Annotated in this window: 27 protein-coding genes and 1 pseudogene; 16 read left to right on the plus strand and 12 right to left on the minus strand. The window is 26.1% G+C overall.

What is annotated here, in order from left to right; all coding sequences use genetic code 11:
* From JG676_RS05930 to JG676_RS05970, 9 genes are all read left to right on the plus strand, one after another.
* Positions 1 to 704, plus strand: a 704-nt coding sequence (locus JG676_RS05930) for a metallophosphoesterase (protein WP_200217623.1), incomplete at its 5' end; no start/stop codon positions are given.
* Positions 705 to 756: 52 nt separating this feature from the next.
* Positions 757 to 948: a putative motility protein gene (locus tag JG676_RS05935; RefSeq protein ID WP_200169041.1), complete on the plus strand. Its 192-nt coding sequence runs from the start codon at positions 757 to 759 to the stop codon at positions 946 to 948.
* Between the two features lie 20 nt (positions 949 to 968).
* On the plus strand, positions 969 to 2,120 hold the full coding sequence (gene nhaA / locus JG676_RS05940; RefSeq protein ID WP_200169040.1) for a Na+/H+ antiporter NhaA: 1,152 nt from the start codon (positions 969 to 971) through the stop codon (positions 2,118 to 2,120).
* Positions 2,120 to 3,298, plus strand: a complete 1,179-nt coding sequence (nhaA, locus tag JG676_RS05945) for a Na+/H+ antiporter NhaA (protein ID WP_200169039.1) — start codon at positions 2,120 to 2,122, stop codon at positions 3,296 to 3,298. The genes nhaA (JG676_RS05940) and nhaA (JG676_RS05945) overlap by 1 nt, the downstream gene beginning before the upstream one ends.
* Positions 3,299 to 3,781, plus strand: coding sequence for a C40 family peptidase (locus JG676_RS05950; protein ID WP_200217624.1), 483 nt, complete (start codon positions 3,299 to 3,301; stop codon positions 3,779 to 3,781).
* A 2-nt stretch (positions 3,782 to 3,783) separates the two neighbouring features.
* The gene (murI, locus tag JG676_RS05955) at positions 3,784 to 4,524 is read left to right on the plus strand and encodes a glutamate racemase (RefSeq protein ID WP_200217625.1); all 741 of its coding nucleotides are present in this window, start codon (positions 3,784 to 3,786) and stop codon (positions 4,522 to 4,524) included.
* Positions 4,525 to 4,536: 12 nt separating this feature from the next.
* The gene (gene map, locus JG676_RS05960) at positions 4,537 to 5,298 is read left to right on the plus strand and encodes a type I methionyl aminopeptidase (RefSeq protein WP_200217626.1); all 762 of its coding nucleotides are present in this window, start codon (positions 4,537 to 4,539) and stop codon (positions 5,296 to 5,298) included.
* Positions 5,299 to 5,452: 154 nt separating this feature from the next.
* Positions 5,453 to 6,706: a serine/threonine protein kinase gene (locus tag JG676_RS05965; protein ID WP_200169035.1), complete on the plus strand. Its 1,254-nt coding sequence runs from the start codon at positions 5,453 to 5,455 to the stop codon at positions 6,704 to 6,706.
* A 12-nt stretch (positions 6,707 to 6,718) separates the two neighbouring features.
* Positions 6,719 to 8,071, plus strand: a complete 1,353-nt coding sequence (locus JG676_RS05970) for an L-serine ammonia-lyase (protein WP_200169034.1) — start codon at positions 6,719 to 6,721, stop codon at positions 8,069 to 8,071.
* Between the two features lie 27 nt (positions 8,072 to 8,098).
* Here JG676_RS05970 and JG676_RS05975 read toward each other — a convergent pair whose 3' ends face one another.
* On the minus strand, positions 8,099 to 8,563 hold the full coding sequence (locus JG676_RS05975; protein WP_200169033.1) for a DUF411 domain-containing protein: 465 nt from the start codon (positions 8,561 to 8,563) through the stop codon (positions 8,099 to 8,101).
* Positions 8,564 to 8,697: 134 nt separating this feature from the next.
* Here JG676_RS05975 and corA point away from each other — a divergent pair, with 134 nt between their 5' ends.
* Positions 8,698 to 9,672 (plus strand): magnesium/cobalt transporter CorA, encoded by a 975-nt coding sequence (gene corA / locus JG676_RS05980; protein WP_200169032.1) that lies wholly within the window; start codon positions 8,698 to 8,700, stop codon positions 9,670 to 9,672.
* Positions 9,673 to 9,681: 9 nt separating this feature from the next.
* Complete coding sequence (gene mog, locus JG676_RS05985; protein ID WP_200217627.1) at positions 9,682 to 10,212, plus strand: molybdopterin adenylyltransferase; 531 nt, start codon at positions 9,682 to 9,684, stop codon at positions 10,210 to 10,212.
* Between the two features lie 5 nt (positions 10,213 to 10,217).
* On the opposite strand, the gene JG676_RS05990 is transcribed toward mog, so the two are convergent.
* The 4 genes from JG676_RS05990 to JG676_RS06005 all read right to left on the minus strand — a co-directional run bounded on the left by JG676_RS05990 (position 10,218) and on the right by JG676_RS06005 (position 13,975).
* Positions 10,218 to 11,387, minus strand: coding sequence for a molybdopterin molybdotransferase MoeA (locus JG676_RS05990; protein WP_200217628.1), 1,170 nt, complete (start codon positions 11,385 to 11,387; stop codon positions 10,218 to 10,220).
* Entirely contained in the window at positions 11,384 to 12,640 is a 1,257-nt protein-coding gene (gene murA, locus JG676_RS05995) for a UDP-N-acetylglucosamine 1-carboxyvinyltransferase (RefSeq protein ID WP_200169029.1), read from the minus strand. Before murA ends, JG676_RS05990 begins: the two co-directional genes overlap by 4 nt.
* Positions 12,640 to 13,020 carry a hypothetical protein gene (locus JG676_RS06000; protein ID WP_200169028.1) on the minus strand — a complete coding sequence of 127 codons (381 nt, stop codon included), beginning with the start codon at positions 13,018 to 13,020 and terminating at the stop codon, positions 12,640 to 12,642. The genes murA and JG676_RS06000 overlap by 1 nt, the downstream gene beginning before the upstream one ends.
* A 61-nt stretch (positions 13,021 to 13,081) precedes the next feature.
* Positions 13,082 to 13,975, minus strand: coding sequence for a LysR family transcriptional regulator (locus JG676_RS06005; protein ID WP_200217629.1), 894 nt, complete (start codon positions 13,973 to 13,975; stop codon positions 13,082 to 13,084).
* 121 nt (positions 13,976 to 14,096) lie between these two features.
* Between JG676_RS06005 and JG676_RS06010 the strand changes: the two genes are divergently transcribed.
* Positions 14,097 to 15,194 (plus strand): YeiH family protein, encoded by a 1,098-nt coding sequence (locus JG676_RS06010; protein ID WP_200217630.1) that lies wholly within the window; start codon positions 14,097 to 14,099, stop codon positions 15,192 to 15,194.
* On the opposite strand, the gene rsmG is transcribed toward JG676_RS06010, so the two are convergent.
* A complete protein-coding gene (gene rsmG / locus JG676_RS06015; RefSeq protein ID WP_200169025.1) occupies positions 15,168 to 15,770 on the minus strand; it encodes a 16S rRNA (guanine(527)-N(7))-methyltransferase RsmG in 603 nt (200 codons plus the stop codon). The two genes, JG676_RS06010 and rsmG, sit on opposite strands and share 27 nt — an antisense overlap.
* Positions 15,771 to 16,331 carry a GTP cyclohydrolase II gene (ribA, locus tag JG676_RS06020; protein ID WP_200169024.1) on the minus strand — a complete coding sequence of 187 codons (561 nt, stop codon included), beginning with the start codon at positions 16,329 to 16,331 and terminating at the stop codon, positions 15,771 to 15,773. It abuts the gene before it with no gap.
* 58 nt (positions 16,332 to 16,389) lie between these two features.
* On the opposite strand from ribA, the gene hemB reads away from it, so the two are divergent.
* From hemB to JG676_RS06040, 4 genes and pseudogenes are all read left to right on the plus strand, one after another.
* The gene (hemB, locus tag JG676_RS06025; protein WP_200217631.1) at positions 16,390 to 17,376 is read left to right on the plus strand and encodes a porphobilinogen synthase; all 987 of its coding nucleotides are present in this window, start codon (positions 16,390 to 16,392) and stop codon (positions 17,374 to 17,376) included.
* Positions 17,377 to 17,863: pseudogene (locus JG676_RS06030) on the plus strand (DUF2603 domain-containing protein). It abuts the gene before it with no gap.
* Positions 17,850 to 19,205 (plus strand): oxygen-independent coproporphyrinogen III oxidase, encoded by a 1,356-nt coding sequence (gene hemN, locus JG676_RS06035; protein WP_200217632.1) that lies wholly within the window; start codon positions 17,850 to 17,852, stop codon positions 19,203 to 19,205. The pseudogene JG676_RS06030 and the gene hemN overlap by 14 nt, the downstream one beginning before the upstream one ends.
* The gene (locus JG676_RS06040; RefSeq protein WP_200169020.1) at positions 19,205 to 20,464 is read left to right on the plus strand and encodes a (Fe-S)-binding protein; all 1,260 of its coding nucleotides are present in this window, start codon (positions 19,205 to 19,207) and stop codon (positions 20,462 to 20,464) included. Before hemN ends, JG676_RS06040 begins: the two co-directional genes overlap by 1 nt.
* Here the strand turns inward: JG676_RS06040 and JG676_RS06045 are convergent.
* Genes JG676_RS06045 through JG676_RS06065 form a run of 5 tightly spaced genes read right to left on the minus strand, consistent with a single transcriptional unit; the run spans position 20,448 to position 24,866 of the window.
* Entirely contained in the window at positions 20,448 to 20,666 is a 219-nt protein-coding gene (locus JG676_RS06045) for a hypothetical protein (protein ID WP_200169019.1), read from the minus strand. The genes JG676_RS06040 and JG676_RS06045 overlap by 17 nt on opposite strands.
* Before the next feature lie 13 nt (positions 20,667 to 20,679).
* Positions 20,680 to 21,420: a YaaA family protein gene (locus JG676_RS06050; RefSeq protein ID WP_200217633.1), complete on the minus strand. Its 741-nt coding sequence runs from the start codon at positions 21,418 to 21,420 to the stop codon at positions 20,680 to 20,682.
* A gap of 44 nt (positions 21,421 to 21,464) precedes the next feature.
* Entirely contained in the window at positions 21,465 to 22,031 is a 567-nt protein-coding gene (locus JG676_RS06055) for an aminodeoxychorismate/anthranilate synthase component II (RefSeq protein WP_200217634.1), read from the minus strand.
* A complete protein-coding gene (locus JG676_RS06060) occupies positions 22,028 to 23,812 on the minus strand; it encodes a bifunctional anthranilate synthase component I family protein/class IV aminotransferase (RefSeq protein ID WP_200217635.1) in 1,785 nt (594 codons plus the stop codon). Before JG676_RS06060 ends, JG676_RS06055 begins: the two co-directional genes overlap by 4 nt.
* Complete coding sequence (locus tag JG676_RS06065; RefSeq protein ID WP_200169015.1) at positions 23,802 to 24,866, minus strand: tyrosine-type recombinase/integrase; 1,065 nt, start codon at positions 24,864 to 24,866, stop codon at positions 23,802 to 23,804. The genes JG676_RS06060 and JG676_RS06065 overlap by 11 nt, the downstream gene beginning before the upstream one ends.
* Between the last annotated feature and the right edge of the window lie 339 nt (positions 24,867 to 25,205).

The following is a 25,205-nucleotide window of genomic DNA, read 5'->3' on the forward strand; positions in this document are numbered from 1 at the left end:
AGAAAATTCATCATATAGGTGATATACAAGGATGTTATAGTGTGTTAAAGAAATATCTTAAAAAAATTAAAAAAGATGAATTTTATATTTTTTTGGGTGATTATATAAATAGAGGAATTGAAAATTCTAAAGTTATGAAATTGCTTTTAAAACTTTATTATTTACCTAATGTCTGCTTGCTTGAAGGTAATCATGAAAGAAATTTAATAAAATGGGCAAACAATGAAAATATATATTCTAAAGAATTCAATAATTTTACTTTAAAAGATTTTTATAAAGAAAAAATTACACAAAAAGATGCAAAAAAAATTTATTCATATTTAAAAGAGTGTTTTTGGTATGAATATTATGATAAAAAAGTTTTTTGTTGTCACGGAGGAATTAATTTCTTGCCAAAGGAAGAAAAATTAAGTTTAATTTCAAGTGATAATTTTATTAATGGAATTGGAACTTATGATGAAAGTCAAATAATTGCAGATGAATTTAAAAAAAATACTCCAAAAAACTATTATCAAATTTTTGGTCATAGAAATCGTTTTAAATTGCCTATAAGGTTAAATTCTAAAGTTTTTTTATGCGAAGCAAAAGTTGATAAGGGTGGTTTTTTACGAATTGTAACATTAGATCGACAAGGTTTTGATTGCATAGAATTAAAAAATAAAATTTATAAAAAAAATAGTTATAATTTTCCAAAAAATAATTAAAAAATATGATAGAATTCCGATATATCAAATAAGCTCAAATAAAGGAGAAAAAATGATTTCAGATATAAGTAATGCTTCTTTAATGGCGACAATAAATACTTCGCTTTTAAAAAAGACAATGGACTCCAATGAAGCTTTAATGGCTGAACTTATTAATGGTTTAGAGGCAGCAAATCCTCAAGGCTCTATTCCTACAAATAGTTCTCAACCGGCTTTAAATTCTAACCTTGATATTTATGCCTGAGTATTATTTTAAGGAGTAAAATGCAAGCTATTAAAAGATTTATTTTAAGTGAAACATTTCCTGGAATTTTATTGATATTTTTCACTTTTTTTGCTTTATTTTGCAAAAATATTTCTTTTATAGACTTGTATGATAAATTTTTAGCCATACAATTTACTATAGGCTTTAATGAATTTGAGCTTTCAAAGCCTATAGTATTATGGATTAATGATGGATTGATTGCTATTTTTTTCTTGTGTATTGGGCTTGAATTAAAATATGAAATCTTAAGAGGTCAGCTTAAAAATATTAAGTCTGTTTCTTTACCTATATTTGGTGCATTAGGCGGAATGATACTTCCAGCTTTAATTTTTTCAATAATCAATCACTCGCATGAATTTGCAATGAAAGGTTGGGCTATACCAACAGCTACAGATATTGCTTTTGCTGTAGGAATTCTAATGCTTTTAGGTGATAAAATTCCTTCTAGTTTAAAACTTTTTTTGCTTTCATTAGCTATTTTTGATGATTTAGGTGCGATAATTATCATTGCTTTATTTTATACTGATCAAATTTCTTTATTTGCATTAATTATCTGTTTGGTATGTATTATTGCTTTGCTTTTTTTGAATTATTTTCATATAACGCATCTTCCTTTTTATGTTTTAATTGGAGTTATTCTTTGGGTAGCGATGTTAAAAAGCGGAGTTCATGCTACTTTAGCTGGGGTTATTATAGCTTTATTTATCCCTTTGGATACAAAAGATAATAAGCCTTATTTACATAAAGTTTATGAAAGCCTTAATTGTTGGGTGATTTATTTTATTTTACCTTTATTTGCTTTTGTTAATGCTGGTGTTGATTTGAAAAGTATGCATTTAGCCTCTGTCTTTTCTCCTGTAAGTCTTGGTATTATTTTAGGACTTTTTTTAGGAAAGCAAGTTGGAGTATTTTTATTTTCTTATTTGGCTATAAAATTTAAATTAGCTTCAATGCCTGATAAAGTAAGTTATAAACAATTTTATGGTATTTGTATTTTAACGGGTATTGGTTTTACTATGAGTTTATTTATAGACGGTTTAGCTTATAAAAATAGTGACATTTTTGAACATAGCGATCGATTGGCTATATTAATAGCAAGTTTTTTAAGTGCTGTATTTGGTTATATTTATTTAAAAGTGGTAAGTAAATAATGAATGAAACTTTGGATAAAATAAAAAAAATAGTATCTGGTGAAGTTTTTGGTGGAGTTTTGCTAATAGTTTGTACTATTTTTGCTCTATGTATCCAAAATAGTTTTTTAAGTGAACATTATAGAGAATTTCTTAATGTAAATGTTGGTTTTAGTGTAGGAAATTTTGCTTTAGATAAGCCACTATTACTTTGGATAAATGATGGTTTGATATCTATATTCTTTTTTTCAATAGGACTTGAGTTAAAAAAAGAATTTATTCAGGGAGAATTTAGAAATCCTAAAAATATTGTTTTGCCTTTTTTTGCAGCTTTGGGCGGTATTATAGTTCCTGCGGCTATTTTTGTTTTAATTAATATAACAGATCCTTATACTCTTAAAGGTTGGGCTATACCAACTGCTACAGATACTGCATTTGCGTTAGCTATTTTAATGATGGTCGGTAAAAAAATTCCGGCATCTTTAAAAGTATTTTTACTATCTTTGGCTATTTTTGATGATGTTGGAGCTATTTTAATTATAGCTATTTTTTACACAACTGAACTTTCTATTGTTGCTTTTATTGTGGCAGGTATTGCTATTTTTGTTATGTTTATTTTAAATTTACTTGGGAATACAAGAAAATCTTTTTATTTTATTTGTTCAGCTATTCTTTGGCTAAGTGTTTTAAAAAGTGGAGTTCACGCTACTTTAGCTGGTATTATTACAGCTTTTTTTATTCCAATGCATACAAAAGAAGGGCAGCCATTTTTAAAGGAAATTGATGAAAGTTTAAGATTTTGGTTAATTTTTATTATTTTACCTTTATTTGCATTTGCTAATGCGGGAGTGAATTTATCAAATATTACAATCGGATCTATTTTTTCAGGAGTTAGCATAGGTATATTTTTAGGACTTTTTTTAGGAAAGCAAGTTGGAGTATTTTTATTTTCTTATTTGGCTATTAAATTTAAATTAGCTTCTTTACCTTATGGAGCTAATTTAAAACAACTTTATGGAGTTTGTATTTTAACAGGTATCGGTTTTACTATGAGCTTATTTATAGATGGCTTAGCTTATGAAGTAAGTGATATTTTTCATTATGCTGATAATTTATCTGTATTAATTGCTTCTTTTTGTTCTGGAATTTTTGGTTTTATTTATTTAAAATTTTTTGCAAATTCTAAAAAAGAAATTTAGATGAATAAAATTTATCTGATTTTCTTTTTAGGAGTATTGTTTCTTACTTCTGGATGTAGTATTTATCAACAAAATAATAACTTAGGTTTTGCAAATTATAATATTGTTGAAACCAAAATTCAAAGAATAGCAAAAGAATGGAAAAAAACTCCTTATAAACTTGGTGGAACCACAAAAAAAGGTGCCGATTGTTCAGGGTTTACTCAAAGCGTTTTATTTGAATTTAAAACTCGTATTCCAAGAACTACAAAAACACAACTTGAATCGGGAGAAGGTATTTCAAAAAAAAATCTTAAAGCTGGAGATTTAGTTTTTTTTAAAACTGGTAGAGGTCCAAATGGTATGCATGTAGGAATTTATTTAAGTAATAATAAATTTATTCATTTATCTACCAAAGGTGGAGCAAAAGAGGCTTCTTTAAATAATGCATATTGGAAAAAGCGTTATATTGGAGCTAGACGTTATAATTTAAAGGTTTTTTAGTTTTGAAAATTGGAGTTTTTGATAGCGGTATAGGGGGACTTAGCGTCTTAAAATCTTTATATAATTCAAAATTATTTAAAAAAATGATTTATTATGGAGACACTGCACGCGTTCCTTATGGAACAAAAGATAAAGAAACTATTATTAAATTTTGTCTTGAAGCTCTTGATTTTTTTAAACAACATAAGGTTGATTTTTTAATTATTGCTTGCAATACAGCCAGTGCTTATGCTTTAGATACTTTGCGTCAAAATTCTTCCTTTCCTATTTTTGGAGTAATTGAAGCTGGTATTAACGAAACCAAAAAACAAATCATAGATAAAAATAAAAAAATTTTAGTTATAGCGACTAAAGCAACAATTGATTCAAAAGAATATCAAAAGCGTTTAGCATTAGAAGGATTTACTCAAATTCAAGCTTTAGCAACAGGACTTTTTGTACCTTTGGTAGAAGAGGGAATTTTTGAAAATAAGGTTTTAAGTAGTATATTTGATTATTATTTTAAAGATATCCAACATCCAGATGCTTTAATTTTGGCTTGCACTCACTTTCCTTTTCTTGCAAAACCTTTGCAAAAATATTTTGGAGATGATATAAAATTAATACATTCTAGCGACTCTATGGTGGAATTTTTAAAAAAATATTACACTTTAAGACCATTTAAGGAGTCTAAAATTGAATTTTATGCTTCTAGCAATGTTGATTATTTAAAAATTGCTGCTAAAAAATGGCTTAATTTTTAAAAAGGATAAATAATGATAGAAATTAAAAAACCAGCAGAAATAGAAAAATTAAGAAAAGCAAATCAAATAGTGGCTAAAACTTTAGATTTTTTAGAACAGCAAATTAAACCTGGCATGAGTTTAAAAGAGATCGATATAATGGCTGAAGATTTCATACTTTCAAATGGAGCTAAACCATCTTTTAAAGGACTTTATGGTTTTCCTGGTGCTATTTGCACTTCATTAAATCAAGTTTGCATACATGGCATTCCTGATGAAAAAATCATTAAAGAAGGCGATATTTTAGGTATTGATGTTGGAACTTTTCTTGATGGATATTATGGAGATGCTGCTAGAACTATTCCCATAGGTAAAATTTCCAAAAAAGATGAGGAATTAATTTCTTGTGCCAAAGACACCTTGTATTATGCTATTGATATAATTTCTCAAGGAATGCGTTTTAAAGAACTTTCTGCAGCTTTGGGAGAATTTATAGCAAAAAGAGGTTTTATTCCATTAAAAGGTTATTGTGGACACGGAATTGGAAGAAAACCGCATAGTGAACCAGAAATTTTAAATTATCTTGAAAATGGTGCTAATGCTAAGAGCGGACCTAAAATGAAGAATGGAATGGTTTTTTGTATTGAACCTATGATTTGTCAAAAAGAAGGAACTCCAAAACATTTTAATGGTAAATGGGATGCTGGAAGTATAGATGAGCTTAATACAGCACATTATGAACATTGTATTGCTATAATTAATAATAAAGCTGAAATTCTATCATTAAATATTTAATAAATATTTATTAAATAATTTTAAATAAATTATATAAAATTACTATTTTTTGTTTCAAAAAGTTACATTTTTTAAGAAATTTACTTAGAAAAACATTTTGTATTTATTAATAGTTTGATAGAATAAAATGATATTAAATAAAAAGGAAATTAATATGGATTCTTGTAAATTAACAGGACATGATCTAAGATGGATTCTTTCTTTATTTGGAACTGCTATTGGTGCAGGAGTTTTATTTTTACCTATTAATGCTGGTTTAGGTGGGTTATTCCCTTTGCTTGTCATACTTGTTTTAGCATATCCTATGACTTATCTTGCTCATAGAAACCTTTCTCGTTTTGTGTTGTCAAGTTCAAATCCTAGAGATGATATTACATTTGTTGCGGAAACATATTTTGGAAAAGGCGGTGGTTTCTTAATTACCCTTTTATACTTTTTTGCAATTTTACCTATATTATTGGTATATAGTGCTAATTTAACAACTACTTTAATTGAATTTTTAATCAATCAAATTGGAATGGAAGCACAATATATTAATAGTTTAAGATTGGTAATTTCATTTTTTATTGTAGCTGGTTTAATGCTTGTTTCAATACTTGGCGAAGGAATTGTAACTAAAGCTATGAGTCTTTTGGTTTTTCCTTTTATTCTTATGCTTGTTGTAATTTCTCTATTTTTAATTCCTCATTGGAATGGTGCTATTTTTCAAAATGTTAGTTTTAGTTCTTTAGGAGAGTCAAATTTTTGGGTAACATTATGGCTAGTGGTACCAGTAATGGTTTTTAGTTTTAATCATTCTCCTATTATTTCTTCTTTGGCTTGTTTTTGTAAAAAAGAATATGGCGATCAAGCCGAAATAAAAGCTTCTAAAATCATTTCACGTTCTGTTATGTTAATGGTTGTAGTGGTAATGTTTTTTGTATTTTCTTGTGCTTTATGTTTAACTCCTGAAGATTTTACTCAGGCTAAAATGCAAAATGTTAATATTTTAACTTATATAGCTAATCGTTTTCCAGAAGCTGTATTTTTAGCATACATTGCTCCAATCATAGCACTTGTTGCAATGAGTAAAAGCTTTTTAGGTCATTATCTTGGCTCTCAAGAAGGTTTGAATGGGGTTTTATATAAAATTTCAGATGGTAAAATTCAAGGAAAAATTGCTAATACTATTACAGGTATTTTTACTTTTCTTATTGCTTGGTTTGTAGCATATAAAAATCCTAGTGCTATTGGTATTATAGAGTCTATAGGAGGTCCTGTTTTAGCGATATTACTTTTCTTAATGCCTGTTTATTGTATTTATCGTTTTGATTTATTGAAAAAATTTAGAAGTAAAGCTTTAGATATTTTTATTGTTATCATTGGACTTATTGCAATTTCAGCTGCGATTCATGGACTTTTATCTTAAAAGGTGGCAAAAATGAGTAATTTAAATATTTTTAAAATTGGCGTAGGTCCATCGTCATCACATACTTTAGGACCTATGTTAGCAGGAAATTTATTTTGTAAAAAAATTGAACAAAAACTAGAAAATATTCAGAAACTTAAAATTACTCTTTATGGTTCTTTGTCTCTAACAGGCAGAGGGCATCTAACTGACAAAGCTGTAATCTGGGGGTTAAATGGCCTAGAAGCGAAAAATATAAACTCTCAAATTCAAAGTCAAGTCAATGAAAATGCTTTAAAAAATAATAAAATTAATCTTTGCAATAAAAAAGAGATTGATTTTTTTTATGATAAAGACTTAATTTTTTCGAAGGAATTTTTACCTTTACATGAAAATGGTATGCAAATACAAGCTTTTAATGATAAAAATGAGCTTATAGATGAAGAAATTTATTATTCTATTGGCGGTGGTTTTGTTTTAACTAAGGAACAATTAGAACAAAGAAATTCCGGTTCAGAAGTTAAAAAACAAAAACTAGATTTAGAAATCAATAATGCTCAAGAAGCGCTAGAGCTTTGTGAAAAAAATAATTGGAATTTATATGAACTTTCTTACAATTATGAATTACAATTTCATACTAAAGAAGAAATAAGAAATTATTGTTTAGAAATTTGGAGGGTAATGGAAGAGGCGTATCATAATGGTACACATCCAACAGAAGAATACCTACCAGGAAAACTTCACTTAAGAAGAAGAGCTAAAGGTTTAAAAGAGAGAGTAAAATTAACTACTGATCCTATTGGTATTATTGATTTTATTTCTTTATATGCTATTTCAATTGCAGAAGAAAATGCTAGTGGGGCAAAAGTCGTAACAGCTCCTACTAACGGAGCTTGTGCTGTTGTTCCAGCTGTTATGCTTTATCTTAAACATCATACTGTTGGTTTTAATGATGATAAGGTTGTGGAATTTTTACTTAGTGCAATGCTTATTGGATCTTTTTATAAGAAAAATGCAAGTATTAGCGGTGCTGAAGCTGGTTGTCAAGCAGAAATAGGTAGTGCTAGTTCTATGGCAGCTGGAGCTATGGCAACTGTTTTAGGGGCCAATGCTTTTAAAGCTTGTAATGCCGCAGAAGTTGCTATGGAGCATCATTTAGGGCTTACTTGTGATCCTGTTGCTGGACTTGTTCAAATTCCTTGTATAGAAAGAAATGCATTTGGAGCAATTAAAGCAATTTCAGCTGCAAGAATGGCTATGACCAGAAAAAGCACTCCAATGGTTACTCTTGATGAAGTGATTAAAACTATGTATGAAACAGGTAAAGATATGAATTATAAATATAAAGAAACTTCACTAGGTGGTCTTGCGACAAATCTTTCGTGAGTCTTTAGCTTAGCTTTTTTGCTAAGCTTATTTATTGTTTACGTTTTTTACAATTTTTTCACCCTTATAATATGCAAAAATTTTATATGATCCATCTTTATACATTAAGATTACAGGATATTCTTCTTCATAACCTTGTTCCATTCCCGGACTTCCTTGTGGCATGCCAGGCGCAGAAATTCCAATTACATCTTTTGGTTTATTAGTTAAAAGCCAAGATATAGCATCTTCTGGAACATGCCCTTCAATGGCATAGCCATCAATAACACCTGTATGGCAACTTTGATAGTATGGATTGATTTTATAATTTTCTTTAATTTTTAGAAAGTCGTTTGTTTTATGGACATTAACTTCATAACCCTTTTTTTTCATATATGAAACCCAAAGATCACAACAACCACAAGTTGGACTTTCATAAACTTCAATAGTTTTAGTAGCAGCTAAAAGACTTAATGGGGCAATTAAGCAAAAATTTAATATCGCTTTTTTCATTCATTACTCCTTTAATATTTTAAAATAAAATAATAAGTTATTTATGTAAATTTAAATTAAATAAGGATATAAATAATAATATTTTTTTAATTTTTTAAGAGCTATTTTAATTTTATATTTTTTTAGGAAAAAAAATGTTGCATATTTATATTAAACAAAATACTTTAGTTAAAAGAATTGATTTTGAATTTAATAAAGATGAATTACCAGATAATATTTTATGGATTGATCTTGTTTATCCAAGTATTGATGAAATACAATACATTTCATCAAAGTTTAATATCGAATTTCCAAGTCAGGAAGAAAGAGAAGAAATCGAACTTAGTGCAAAGTATTGGGAAGATAATGCTACTATTACAATAAATGCACATTTTTTAATAAAAGAACTAAATAACAATAAAAGAAAAGATATTAATTTTAATACAGAAATTGTTACTTTTATAACTAGAAGCAGTGTTTTATTTACTATAAGATATAGTGAATTTAGTACTTTTGCAGAAATACAAGCAAGAATATTAGCAAGTCCTAAAAATTTTGAAGATGGTTTTGATATTATTGATAAGATTTTTGAAGTAAGGGTTGAAAAAGATGCTGATTTACTAGAGTGGATTGATAAAGAAGCTAGAAAATTAAGAATCAGCGTCCTAGAAAAAAAGGATGAATATAGTTATGATAAAATGCTAAAAGATATTTCTAATTTACAAGAATTAAATATGGAAGTAAGAGATTCTTTGTTTGATAAAAGACGAACTATGACTTCGCTTTTAAAAAGTGATAAAATAGATAAAGATATTAAACAAAATTTAGTTATAGTTTTAAAAGATTTAAATTCTTTAGTTGAATTTAGTGTATCTCAATTAAATATTTTAGATAATATTCAAACTATCTTAGCAAGTCAAATAAATATAGAACAAAATAAAATCATTAAACTTTTTACAGTTGCAACAGTTGCTATGATGCCTCCAACTTTAATAGGAACTATTTATGGTATGAATTTTAAAAAAATGCCAGAACTTGAGCTAGATTATGCTTATCCTATGGTTTTGTTTATTATGATTATTTCTATTATTTTACCAGTAGTATTTTTTAAGAAAAAAGGTTGGTTATAAGGAGAAAAAATGCAAAAAATTAATATTGGAATTTTAACATTAAGTGATCGTGCAAGTAGTGGTGTCTATGAAGATAAGGCAACTTCACAAATTGAGAAAGTTTTAAATTCATATATAAAAAATGAAATTATTTATCATAGAGAATTAATTCCAGATGATTATGACTTAATTATAAAAAAATTACTTTTTTTAAGTGATGAAAAAAAATGTGATTTTATTGTAACAAGTGGAGGAACCGGACCTGCTTTAAGAGATGTAACTCCTGAAGCTACAGAAGCTGTATGTGATAAAATGATGCCTGGTTTTGGAGAACTTATGAGAATGCAAAGTTTAAAATATGTTCCAACAGCTATACTTTCAAGACAAACTGCAGGGATTAGAAATAAAACTTTTATATTAAATTTACCAGGTAATCCAAAAGCAATTTTAGAATGTTTAGAGCCTGTTTTTCCAGCTATCCCTTATTGTATAGATTTAATCGGTGGATCTTATATAGAAGTAAATGAAGAAGTTATTAAAGTGTTTCGTCCTAAAAAATGAAAAAATTAAAGTAGTATTATTTTAATTTTTTCATTTTGTTTAATATATTCTTGTTCTTCATTGCTTATAAATAAAAAATTATTTTTTATAAGTGGCATAATCATTCCTGAACCAAAATTTTGTTCTATAGGATAGAAAAAATCTTGTTCTAAATTTCCTAATATCAAATTATTTCTACCCGATTTAAGTTTTAAATCTTTTCCCATTTTAGCTTCAATGCTTAAGTAACTTTGAGTATTGCAACAAAAAAGATGTATGATTTTTAAAGCAAGGATAAAGCAAGATAAATAAGCTGCCATAGGATTTCCAGGAAGTATTAAAATATAATTTTTATCTTTACAATAAAGTTTACTAGGTTTAGCAGGTCTTGCTTTTATTCCTTGAAAAATAGGAATAAAATTTAGTTTTTTTAAAGCTTCTTCCATAAAATCAGCTTCTCCAGCACTTGCTCCGCCACTTGTTAATAAAAGATCAAAATTATTAAATTCTAAAGCTTCTTTTGTATCTAAAAAATTATCTTTAATAATTCCAAGATAAGAAATTTCACAGCTAGGACATAAAAGAAGTGAAAAAATACCAAGAGCGTTAGCATTATAAATAGCATCTTTATCGCATTCTTGCCAAGGTTCTTTGAGCTCATTTCCGCTTGAAAAAATTCCTATTTTAATTTTTCTAAAGACTTTGATTTTGTAAATTCCTTGAGATGCAAGTAGGGTAATTTTTGCACTGTCTAATTTTTCCCCTTTTTTTAAAATAATTTCACCTTCTTTAAGTTCTTCTGCTTTAAAGCGATAAGCATTGTATTGTTTAATATCTTTTTTTATAATGAGTTTGTCATTTTCAAGAAAAGCATCTTCAAGCATAATAATAGTATCGGCATTGCTAGGAATTTTAGATCCTGTCATTATTTTATAACATTCATTTTGTTCTATTTTTTTATCTTCTTTATCTCCCGCTAAGATTGTTCCTTTTACACTTAAGGCATTAAACCTATCTTCAAATCTAAAAGCATATCCGTCAAGTGCTGCATTATCAAAAGAAGGAAGATTTTTTTTTGATTTTATATCTTCAAATAAAAAACGATCTTTGGCATTTTCTAATGATATTATTTCAAATTCATTTATACTTTTGATATTTTTTTCTAAAATTTCTAAAGTTTGAAATATATTTTTCATTCTTCCAGCCTTGTGATTTTTGCACCTAGTGATTTAAATTTTTCTTCTAAATTTTCATAGCCTCTATCAAGATGATAAATTCTATGCACTCTACTTGTTCCTTTTGCTGCAAGTGCTGCTAATATTAACGCAGAAGAAGCTCTTAAATCAGTTGCCATTACATCAGCAGCATTAAGCTCTTTACCCCCAACAACAGTGGCAATATGACCATTTAGCTTTATATCAGCACCCATTCTTAAAAGTTCACTAACATGCATAAATCGATTTTCAAATAATCTTTCATCAATAATACTTGTTCCATTAGCTTTTAAGGCTAAGGTCATAAATTGTGCTTGCATGTCTGTAGGAAAGCCAGGATATTCACTTGTTAAAATTTCAATAGGATAAATTTGTTTTGCCGGAAGTAGGGTTATAGTATCTTTTTCAATTAAGGTTTTAAAACCCATTTGATCAAGTTTTGATAATACAGCACTCAAATGTGAAGGATTGCTTTTAGAAATTGAAATTTGAGAATTAACAATAGCTCCTGCGCAAAGATAAGTTCCTGCTTCTATTCTATCTGGAATTACTTGTATATCTTTAAATTCTAAAAGTTCTCCATCTGTGCCTATAATTTCTACTTCATCAGTTCCTATGCCATTAATTTCTAATCCACTTTCTTTTAAAACTTCACAAAGTTGAATAACTTCTGGTTCTTTGGCAACATTAATAAGTTTTGTTTTGCCTTTAGCAAGTGCTGCTGCCATAATAATATTTTCACTTCCTGTAACAGTAATTTTATCAAAGATAATCTCATTGCCTTTAAGATTTCCGCTTGCTACAACATAACCTTGTTTTATTTGGATATTAGCCCCCATTTTTTCAAGCGCTAAAAGATGTAGATCTATAGGTCTTTGTCCTATAGCACATCCTCCAGGTAAAGATACTTCACAATTTCCAAACCTAGCAAGCAAAGGTCCTAAAGTAAGAATCGAAGCTCTCATTTTTCTTACAATATCATATTTTGCTACAGTTTCTTTAAGTGTGCTTGTATCAATAATGGCAGTATTGTTTTTAAATTCACAATAAGCACCTAAATTTTGAAGAAGATTAAATAAGGTTTTAATATCAGCAACGTTAGGAATATTTGATAATTTAATTTCATTTTTTGCTAGAATACTTGAAGCAATTAAAGGTAAAGCAGCATTTTTAGCTCCGCTAATTTCTATATTACCTGATAAACAATTAACACCTTCGATTTCCAAATAAGTCATTATTTTCCTTGAAGATAAAAATTAATCAAAGTATTTAAAATAACACCATCTATTTTGAGTTTAAATACTTTATCTAAATTTTTGAAATTATCAACTATTAACAAAATTTTAGAATCAAAAAGATAGAATTCAGCCACTTTAGCTCCAAATTTAGCTAATTTTTCATCTTTACAAATAATATATTTTGCCCCAAGTGCATTAGAAAGGAAAAAATCATCTTTTTTTTGAGCAAGTATTGCAAATTCATAATTATTTTTTTTAGCTTTTTCTATTAAATTTTCATTATAAAAAAAATAATTAATAGCATTATTTTGAAAATACGTTTCTTTTACATGAAAAAAATTTTTCGTTTTTATAAGTTTATGACCAAAAAATAACACTTTTATACCTTAAAATAGTGATTTATATAAAATAATTATATTATATTTTTCATAGTTAAGCTTATAAATTTTTATATTCAAATAAAAAATCTTCAAATTTATCTAAAGCTCTGTTAAAACTATAATCTTTTCTTTTTACCACGTAAAATTTTCTTTTTAAATTTATATTTTTTATTTTAATTGGATAAAGTATGTTATTTTGCAACTCTCTTTCAACAGCTTTTTTAGAAAAAAATGAAATAGCATCTTGTTTTAAAATAAGTTCTTTTATGGCATTTGCTCTATCAAGTTCTAGAAAGATTGGAAAATTTTTAGATACTTTGCCAATTTTTTTCAAAAAAGCATCTCTTAAGCCAGAACCTTTTTCTCTAAAAATCCATTTTTTATCTAAAAGTTCATCAATGTAAAATTCTTTATTTTTTAATTCTTCATTGGCACTTACAACGATTAATTCATCTTCATACCATTCTTTCTTTATGAAAGATTCGTGATCTATATAGCTTTGTGTTATATTTGTTTCTATAATAGCCATTTCAATTAAGCCATTTTTTAAAAGATGGAGACTCTTTTGTGTATTTTGTGTTTGATGATGTGCATTTACTTTTGGAAAATGATCTTTAAATTTAAATAAAATTTCATTGACAAAATATTCTGAAATACTTTGAGTTGATGCAATATTAATTTCACCTAATAAAGTTGTATCATCATTTATTATTTCTAAGCTTTTATAATAATCTTCAACAAGTTTTAGCCAAATTTTTCCTATAAGTAAAGCTTTTGATGTAGGAAGAAGTTTTTTTCCTAAGCGTTCGAAAAGTATTGTTGATAAAGTTTCTTCTAAATTTTTAATAATAATGGAAACATTAGGCTGAGATGTGGAAAAATTACTAGCGGTTAAAGTTGGACTTTGCGTATTTAAAAGATCTAAAAAAATCTCCATATCCTTAATTTTCATTGATGTCTCCTTGTTTTAATATAAAGATTTAATAAAATTATTATAAATATTAAAATAATATATTTTTATAATTATTACAAAAAAAATATAATAATCAAAAATTTATTAAGGATAATTTTGAATGAAAGCTAATATTTTTATAAAAAGTTTGATAATAGCAAAGTCAAATTTTAAAGGTCTGTTTTTTGTTTCTTGTATTGTAGCTTGCTCAATGTATCTTTCTAGTTTGCAAAGCATTAAAGATTCTACTCATCTTGCTGCCACTGCTTTTGCTATTATTATAGGAGTGCTTCTTTCTCCTTGGTTTTTTAAATATCAACATACTTTTCAAGCTGGAGTGCATTTTAGTGCTAAAAAATTATTAAGACTCGGTATTGTTTTATATGGTTTTAATATTACTTTAACAGAGCTTTTAAGTGTAGGTTTATGGGGATTTTTACTTTCTTTTTTGATTATTGTAGTTATATTTTTACTTTCTGTTGTAATAGGAACGAAAATTTTTAAACTCGATAAAGAAACTTCAATGCTTGTGGGTGCTGGAAGTTCAATTTGTGGTGCTGCTGCCGTTTTGGCTCTTGAATCTTCTTTAAAATCTGATCCTTTTAAAGGAATTTTAGCTGTTGGAACAGTTGTAATTTTCGGTCTTATATTTATGTTTTTATATCCTATATTCTTTTCTTTCGATTTAATTCCTTATTTTGATCAAAATGCTATGGGTGTTTATATGGGAGCTACTTTACACGAAGTGGCTAATGTTGTTGGAGCAGCTGAAATGGCAAAAGATATGTCAAATTTTAGTCAAGGTGCAGCTAATTTAGCTATTATTATTAAAATGATGAGAGTTATTTTACTTGTTCCGTTTTTGTTAATCGTAACATATTTTTTTACAAAAACAAGACATCAAAATTCTAAAAAAACTTCAAAAACAATTACTATTCCTTATTTTGCTTTTGCTTTTTTAATTATGATTGCCGTTAATACTTTTTTATCGAAACAAGAGTATTTTTTAGGTATTGATACTCACTTTATTATTAGTACAGGAAAGCTATTATGTACTCTTTGTATTGTTTATGCTATGGCTGCTTTAGGGCTTCAAATAGATTTTAAAAAATTCTTAAAAAGCGGTTTTAAGGTATTTGCTTTAGCGTTAATTTTAGCTTTTTCTTTGATTGTAATAGGATATTTTTTAACTTTAGCTTTTAAAGGAATTTTGTGGTAAAATTCCTTTAAAAAGGCAATATTTTCTAAAATCTCTTTCTATAATTTCATATTCTTTTAAAATTTTACATTCTTCATAAACTTTACTTCCCTTATAAAGTAAAAAAAGAGTATGTTCGTTATAAAAATTTCTACAAAGTTTTATTAAAGAAGAAATATCACTAAAAGCTCTTGAAGTTATAATATCTGCTGTTAATTGAGATTTATAATCTTGTATTTTTTCTTTTACAATAAAAACATTATCAAGCTTGCATTCTATTTTAACATTTCTTAAAAAAGCAGCTTTTTTGGCATTTGGTTCAAAAAGATAAAATTGCGATTTTAAAACAAAAGCTAAAAAAATAGCAGGAAATCCAGCTCCACTTCCGATATCTATAATATTTTTAGCAAAATTTAAGTCTTTAAAATCTAGTATTTTAAGACTATCAATGATATTTTCATCAATAGTCTTAAATTGGGTTAAATTGTGAATACGATTATATTTGTTTAAGAGATTTTTATAAATTTGAATTTTGTTTTCAAAATTTTTGATATCATATTCTTTTAAAAAATCTAAATTTTCTAAATATAAATGCATTTATTTTAGATGACCCATTTGAGTTTGTTTAATATGAATATATTCTTCATTAAAACGATTGGTTTCTATTAGTATAGGAATTCTTGCAACTATATTGTCTTTAATACATTGAAGTTTTTCTGGGTTGTTGGTTATTAAATTTACTTTAGTAATTTTATAAAAATCTAAGATAAATTTAACAATCTCGTAAGTTCTTTCATCAGCCTTAAAACCTAATTGATGGTTAGCTTCTATGGTATTAAATCCTTTATCTTGTAAAGCATAAGCATTAACTTTGTTAAAAAGTCCAATACCTCTTCCTTCTTGTCTTAAATACATAACCATTCCACCTGATTCTTGTATATATTTAAGAGAAAATTCAAGCTGTTCACCGCAATCACATTTTAAACTCCCTAATGCATCTCCTGTTAAGCATTCTGAATGAATTCTTAAATTTAAAGTATTTTTAGGTTCATCTTTAAATATACAAAGATGTTCTTTGTCATTTTCTTTGAAGCTTTGAATTTTAAATAAGCCCCATTTAGTTGGCAAGTTTGCAATTTCTGAAATTTTTATGTCCATTTATAATACTTTCTATAATAAATTTTATGCTAATATTGTATCAAAAAAAGGAAAAGTTATGTTTAAAAGATTTAGAAGATTAAGAATAAATGAAAATATAAGATCAATGGTGAGAGAAAATTTTTTAAATATTGATGATTTAATTTATCCACTTTTTGTTGTAAATTCTAAAGGTATAAAAAAAGAAATTCCTTCAATGCCAGGAGTTTTTCAAATGAGTTTAGATGAAATTTTAAAAGAATGCAAAGAAATTAAAGAATTAGGCATTAAGGCTATTATATTGTTTGGAGTTTTAGAGTCTGATAAAAAGGATAGTTGTGGCAGTGATGCCTTAGATGAAAATGGGTTGATTGCTACAAGTATTAAAGCTATTAAAAAGGAATTTCCTGATTTAATTGTTATAAGTGATCTTTGTTTTTGTGAATATACAGATCATGGTCATTGTGGTATCATTGATATGAAAACAAAGAGTGTGGATAATGATGCTACATTAGAAATTTCAGCCAAACAAGCCTTAATACACGCAAAGGCAGGAGTTGATATGATAGCGCCAAGCGGTATGATGGATGGTATTATTTATACTTTAAGAAAAACTTTAGATGAAAATGGTTTTGAAAATTTACCTATTATGGCATATTCTACTAAATTCGCTTCAAACTATTATGGTCCTTTTAGAGATGTTGCACAATCAGCTCCAAGTTATGGAGATAGAAAAACTTATCAAATGGATTTTGCTAACGCTAAAGAAGCTTTAATGGAGAGTTTAGAAGATGAAAAGCAGGGTGCAGATATTTTAATGATAAAACCAGCTTTAGCTTATCTTGATATTGTTAAAGAATTAAGTTTAAGTTCAAAACTTCCTATTTGTGTTTATAATGTTAGCGGAGAATATGCTTTATTGCAAGCAGGTAAAAAAGCTGGAATTATTGATTATGATAAAATAGTTTTAGAAACTATGATTGCATTTAAAAGAGCTGGAGCAAAACTTATAATTACTTATCATGCAAAAGAATTAGCTAAACTTTTACAAAATAAAGGAGCTTAAATGAAATCAAATAAACACGCTATTTGTTTAAAACGCATTGATGAATTTTCTCAGAATTTAGGCTTAAAAAAAGAAGAACAAACTATTTTAGAGCTTAAAGAAACAGATAATAATGAAAAAATTTTAATTTTAAAAAACGGAAGTTTTGAAAATCCAGAACCTTGGTTTATGGTAGATGAAAACGATGAAATTCATACTCTTATATCTTTAAAAAGTTTAAAAAATATTTTAGAAAGTTTAAAACAAACACAAAAAGAGAATTTTGAATTGAAACTTGAAAAAGCTATCTACCAACAAATTCCAATTGATTTTAATGATGCTTGGACGGTTGCTATGGATGAGATAAAAAAAAGAGCAAAAAATGGTGCTTTAATGGAAATTAATATAGATTTAGAAAAACTTATAGCTGATATAAAAAAAGAACATCCAAATCTTTTCGTTGATATGGAAGCTATGATGGAAAGAGTGAGAAAATGAGAGATTATAAGGCTTTTACAAAATACTCTAAGGCTGGACCTAGATATACTTCTTATCCTACTGCTGTTGAATTTAATGTAAATTTTAAATATGAAGAATATATTCGATTTTTAAAAGAACAAAAACAAGATATTTCTTTATACTTTCATTTACCATTTTGTAGAAGTGCTTGTTATTTTTGCGGATGTAACGTGATTTACACTGCAAAAGAAGAGAATAGAGAAAAATATTTAACATATCTTTTTAAAGAGTTAGAATTGTTAAAAGATATAATAGATACTAAACGTAAAGTTGTTCAAATGCATTTTGGTGGTGGTACTCCTACTTTTTTTAGCGCCAAGCAATTAAAAAATTTAATTTTAAAGATTAAGAATACTTTTGATAATTTTGATGAAAATGCAGAGCTTAGTTGCGAGATTGATCCTAGATTTTTAAATGAAGAGCAAGCAGATACTTTAGCACAAAATCATTTTAATCGCATTAGTTTTGGAGTGCAAGATTTTGATGAAAAAGTTCAAAAAGAAATTCATAGAATCCAACCTTTTGAATTGACACAAAATGCTATTAATATAGTAAGAGAAAGAGGGATTAAATCTGTCAATGTTGATCTTATTTATGGTTTGCCTTATCAGGATTTAAATAGTTTTTCCAAGACTTTAGAAAAAGTTATTATGTTAAATCCTGATCGTTTGGCTATTTTTAATTACGCTCACGTTCCTTGGCTTAAGAAAAATATGAGAAAATTTGATGAGAGTACTTTACCAACTCCTGATATCAAACTTTCTATTTTGGAATATTGTGAAAAATTTTTAACTCAAAATGGCTATAAGATGATAGGAATGGATCATTTTGCAAAGAGCGATGATGAGCTTTTTAAAGCTCTAAAAAATAATACTTTACATAGAAATTTTCAAGGTTATACCACTAGAAAAGGTGCTAATTTAATTGGTGTAGGGCTAACTAGCATAGGGGAGGGCGAGAGTTATTATGCTCAAAATTATAAGGATATATTAAAATATCAAGAAGCTATTGATAATAAAAAATTACCTTTTGAAAAAGGTATTATTTTAAATGAAGATGATAAGATAAGAAAAGCTGTTATTATGAGTTTAATGGCAAATTTTTGCTTAGATATTAAAATGATAGAAACAGAATTTAATATAGATTTTTTTGAATACTTTAAAGAAGATTTGATAAATTTAGATGAATATAAAGATTTTATTCAAAGAGATTCCAAAATGATTAAAGTGAATGAAACAGGTGTTTTGCTTATAAGAAATATTGCAATGTGTTTTGATGCTTATTTAAGAAAAATAGATGAAGATAAAAAGGTTTTTTCAAAAACTTTATAATGATGATTGATAAAATTACTAGTGCTTGCGTTAAATGCGGTAAATGTATCCAAACTTGTCCAATTTATGAGGTAAAAAAAGATGAGCTTCATAATCCTAGAGGTTTTTTAGAACTATTGTCTGCTTATAATAAAGGAGAAATTTCTTGTGATAATGATTTAAAAAATATTTTTGATTCTTGTTTTTTATGTACAAGCTGTACTGAAATTTGTCCCTTTGATTTAAAAGTTGATAAAGCTATAATAGATTTTCGTCATAAAGATTTTCAAAGATCATTATCTTTATATAAAAAAGTAATTTTATTTTTTTTAAGAAATAGAAAAATATTAGATTTTATTGCAAAATTAGGCTATATTTTTAATCCTTGCATTTTTAAAATACAAAATGGAAATTTAGGAATGAAATCTAAATTTAACATATCTCTTATCAAAAAAGATCGCTTATTCCCTTCTTTTACTAAAAAAAGTTTTTTAAAATCTAATGCAGATTTTATTGATAATCAAGGAGAAAAAACTATAGGATTTTTTGTAGGATGCTTACAAAATTATTTTTATGATGAAAGCGCTAAGGCTGTTCTTAAAATAGCTAAAAAATTAAAAATTAATGTAGATTTACTTAAAGATCAAAATTGTTGTGCTGTAGTGCATTTTTTTAATGGTGATTTTAAAAGTGTAGAAAAACTTGCAAAAAAAAATATAGAGTATTTTGAAAAAAAACTTGAAAATTTAGATGCTATTATTATCGCTGAAGCAACTTGTTCTTCAATGATACGAAAAGATTATGAATATTTTTTTAATTCTATTAATCAAAAAGAATGGGCAAAAAGAGCAAAAAAACTTTCTTCTAAAATTTATCTTGCAACAGAATATTTTTATCATAAAACTTCTTTAAAAGAATTATTAAGCAAGCAAAAGAAAACAGATTTTATTATAACCTATCATGATCCTTGTCATTCTAAAAAAACTCAAGGTATTTTTAAAGAACCAAGAGAACTTTTAAAAAATAATTTTATTTTAAAAGAAATGCACGAGAGTGATGTATGTTGCGGTTTTGGCGGTATTAACACTCAAATAAATTTATATAATGAAAGTCTAAAAATAGCAGATAAAAAAACCTTGAACATTAAGCAAACAAAAGCACATTTTGTTAGTGCCGAATGCTCTGCTTGTAGAATGCAAATTTCAAATTCTTTAGAGAAAGAAAAAATTCAAACTATCTTTAGACATCCTTTGGAATTAATTGCTATGATAATTGATTAATTTTATTTATATCTTCTATATTAGAGCGATTTTTTTCTATTAATGAACTATTCTTTTCGATTTTTGCTTCAAGTTCTGCCATTTTTTCTTTAATGCTTTGTATATTTTTTGTAAAAATTTTAATCTTACGCTCATAGCGATTTATAATTATAAAAAGTATAAATAAAAATATAAGCACTATTAAGATCAATAAAAATCCCATTTTTTCTCCTTGTTTAATCAATAATTTCTAACAAAATTTCTTCTTTTAAGTCTATGTATTTAATTTCTTTTAGTCTCAAATTTGTAGGAAGTTTAGATAAAAGAGTGTTATTATCTTGTATGTTATTTTGAGCTAAAATTCTTAACAAAATTCCTCTATAAGCTTTTGCAAAATGACTCACAATTTTACCATTTTTTATAAATTTATAAGTAGTAAATTGTTTATTTGGAATATAAAATTTATCATAATATCCAGCTCTTAAGTCAATAATAGTTTCTTCTTTTAAAAATTCATCTAAAACATTTGAAAAATGTTGTTTATAAAATTTTTCCAAAGAAAAATTAGGTAGTTTTGCACCTTGTTTAAATTTATAAAAAGGCAAAAGATTATCAGCTCTTACTACGCCAAAAAGATTTGAAAAAATTAAAGTATTTTTATAAATATAATCTTTAGCCTTGTTGTCTAATGTATCAAAATCAAGATATTCATATGATACGCCATTGTAAAGTTCTATGGCTTTTTTTGTTGGTTGATTGTGTAAATTTTGTATAAATTTTTCAATTTCTTTTTCATCTTTTATGCCAAAAAATTCTTTTAAATTTTTTATAGAGGTATTTTTAATATATTCATAAAAAGAATTTAAAGCTTGCATTCTAAAATCAAATAATTCTTTAAAAATAAAAGAATCTTTATTAAAAGGTTTTTCAGTGCAATTTTCGCTTTTGCTTTCGCTTGGAGAAAATAATATTTTCATTTTCCTACCTTAAAAATTAATTTCAAAGTCTATAAGGAGTTTCATTAAAGATTTATAAAATTTTTAAGAATTTTTTTACCTTTTTGACTTAAAATAGCTTCAGGATGAAACTGAATGCCATAAATAGGATAAAGCTTATGTTTTATTCCCATAATAATATTTTCTTTGCTTTTTGCTATAATCATAAGTTCTTTAGAGATCTTTTTGACGTATAAAGAATGATAAAGACAAATTTCAAAATTATTTTTTACACCTTTAAATATATCTTTTTGATTGTGATCTAATAAAGTAGTTTTACCATGTTTTGGATTTTTTAATCTAGCAATTTTTCCTCCAAAAGCTTCGGCAATACATTGGTGTCCTAGACAAATTCCTAGAATTTTTTTCTTTTTTTTAAAATATCTAATAGCCTTTAAACTTAATTTTGATTCCTTGGGAGAATTAGGGCCTGGTGATATGATCAAATGTGAAAAATGTATTTTTTTAAGTTTTTTTACTTTTTTAAATTCATCATTTTTGACTACTTTGCATTTATAACCTAGCTCTTTTAGGTAAAAAACTATAGTATAGGTAAAAGAGTCGTAATTATCAATGATTAAAATACGCTTCATAAAATTACAACCTTTTTTAAACCTCTTACAGAATTCATACAATAAATTGCATCCGCTTCTAATAAATCTTTTTTGAAAAGTTTTTTTTCTTTTATTATTTTTAAATTAAGTAAAAATCTTCTATAAATTCCATCAAGTAATCCGCTTTCTAGAGCAGGGGTGTAAAATATTTGTTCTTTTTTAATGATTATATTGCTTCTACTTGCTTCACAGAGTTCATTTTTTTCATTAAAAAAAGCTATATCATAACATTTATCTTTTTTCCATAGAGAAGATTTGTCATCGTATAGTTTTCTTAAGGAACTTTTAAAAAAGAGTGCATCGTTTTTAGAAGAAATTTTTTCTTTACTTAGAATAAGCTTATCATTAAAAGTATGCTTTAGCTCTGTTATATTTAATTTATAATGCCCCTCTTTATATAAGATAAGCTTTAAAATTCCTTCATTTTGATGATAATTGTTAATAACAAAAGGATAAAAAAGGAAATGATCTTGATTAAAAATTTTATTATTAAGTTCTAAAAGTTTTAAATTTTTAAAATCTTGCAAATTTGAAGATTGATTTAAAATTGTTTGAAAATCTTGTTCTAATTTTTGAGTATTAAAATTTAGAATTTGTGCTGAGTTGAGTAGTCTTTTTAAATGTTCTTTTAAAAATAAAATTTTACCATTTTTATAAAGCATAGTTTCAAAAAGATAAAAATCACAAGCATTTAAAAATTTGGTTTTTAGCTCGAGTTCTTTAAATTCTTCTTCTTTATTAGAATCCCAAACTAAACCACTACCAACTCCATATTTAAAATAATTGTTTTCTTTTTCTAAGGTTCTAATGCTTACATTAAAAATACTTTTATTTTTGTAGATTAAACCTATAGATCCACAATAAATTCCTCTTTGTCTTTTTTCTAATTTTTTTATAACTTTAATAGTTTCTATTTTTGGAGCACCAGTTATAGACCCGCAAGGGAAAAGAGCTTTAAAAATTTTATAAATATTAATATTTTTTTTCAACTTTCCTTCAATAAGCGAAGTCATTTGATGAAGAGTAGGGTGAGTTTCTATATCAAAAAGTTTGCTTTGCATACTATGTTTTTTGATAAGTTTTGAAAGATCATTGCGTAATAAATCTACTATCATAACATTTTCGCTTAAATTTTTCATATCATTTTTTAAAAAAAGTTTGTTTTTTGTATCTTCTTGCTCATTTTTTCCTCTTTGTATAGTTCCTTTCATAGGTTTTGTGGTAATTTTTCTTTTATGAATTTTGAAAAAAAGTTCTGGGGAAAAACAAAGTAGTTCTAAAAGGTCATTTTTTATATAAGCTTTATATTTTGTATTTTGTTTATCTAGTAAAAGGTTAAATAAATCAAAAGAATCAAGATGACTAAAAATTTTTAGTTCTTGAGTAAGATTTACTTGATAACTTTGTCCTTTTGCAATAATTTCTTTTACTTTATTAAAATTCTTATAATATTTTTCTTTATCTAGTTTCTTTACAAAACTAGGCATATATTTTTCTTCATCTATTTTTAAAGCTTTAAATGTTTTTCTTTTTTTATAAGCAAAAAATAAACAATAAGGAAGCGTGCTTTTATAGTGTTTATCTTCTAAATATTTATAAAATTCATATCTAAAAAAAGCTAAAAAATAAAATTTATCTTTATATTTTTCTACAAAATTAAATATTTTTTTACTTTGTTTTTGATTAAAAGCCTTTAATGTATATTTTAAATCATAATACAAAAAATCACCAAAAACAGCAAAATCTTGTTTATTTTTCACTAAGTTCCTTTGCAACTTGTGCAGCAAGTTTTAACTTGTCATTATCAAAATGAGTATAAATTCTTGAAGTATTTAAACTTGCGTGTCCTAAGGCTTCTTGAACCAATACCAAATCTTTTTGTTTTTTATAAAGCAAAGTAGCAAAAGTATGCCTTAACATATGAGCTCCATTTTTTTGTTTGCGAATTCCAGCTTTAAAAAGAATTTGTTCTACTATGCGACTCACATAAGCTTGAGTAAGAGCTGTTCCTTTGCGATTGACAAAGAGTAGGGCATCTTTACTTAAATAATTGATACTTACATTTTTAAGTAAATCTTCTATTAGTTCTTTTTTAATCATTACTATACGATATTTATTACCTTTGGCGCGAATTCTTATAAGGTATAAATCATTTTCTTCGCTAATATCACCCATTTTTATATTGATAGCTTCGCTTACGCGTATTCCAGTAAAAATGATGATTTTGATAATAAGTCTATTGCGAATAGTGTTATTTTTAAAATCTGTTGTATCTATAGCTTTTAGGAATTTTTTTATTTCTTCTTCACTCATAAATTCAGGAAGCTTAACTCCGCTAAGTCCTTTAATACCTGCCCAGTTTTTAAGATTTATATCAAAAATATGAGATTTTGAATCCTCTTCATTTTGCTTGTCCAAAAAATCAAAAAAATTAATTATAGCAATGCGGTGATTTTTTTTACTTGCATCAGAAAGTGTGCCTGTAATGCTTGCTAAAATTTCAACTATAAGTTCCTCATCAATTTGTTTTAAAGAATAAAGTTTATAAAAATTTAAATATTCAAAGAATTTTTTTAAAGGATTAAAATATGTATTTACCCCACTAAGTCCAGCATTTCTTGCTTTTTTAACAAGAGCATCAAGTTCTTGTATATTTTTTACCCCTTTGGTAAGAGTAAAATTAACTTCTGCTAGATTTTGAGGATTTTTAAGTTCTTTATTGGAAAGGGAATTGAGTTTAAATTTAATATATTTACATAACCAAAATAAAAAAGATTTTTCAAAATTCTCTTCGCAATCTAAAGGATATTTCATAAGGTTTTCCTAGATGTATATTTTTATTTTTTATTATATCTTTTTCTTTATTAAGATTTTTTTTCTATTCTAAATTATTAATCTGTATTTTTATTTAGTTTTTAAATTTATTAAAATTAATTATTTGTTTTTTATTTATAAATTATCTTTATTTGAAAATTAAAAATATATTAAAGTAAATAATAATAAGTATGTAAATTAGTATGATAAAAAGTAAAAACACTATAAATTTATTATTTTGTATTGAAAACTATAATTTTCAAACTTTTATAAAAATACTAAAAAATACTCTATTTTAATAATTCAAAACGCTATTTTTAGGTTTTATAAGAAATTTAC

The organism is Campylobacter sp. 2018MI34, assembly GCF_016598975.1.
GTDB lineage: Bacteria > Campylobacterota > Campylobacteria > Campylobacterales > Campylobacteraceae > Campylobacter_D.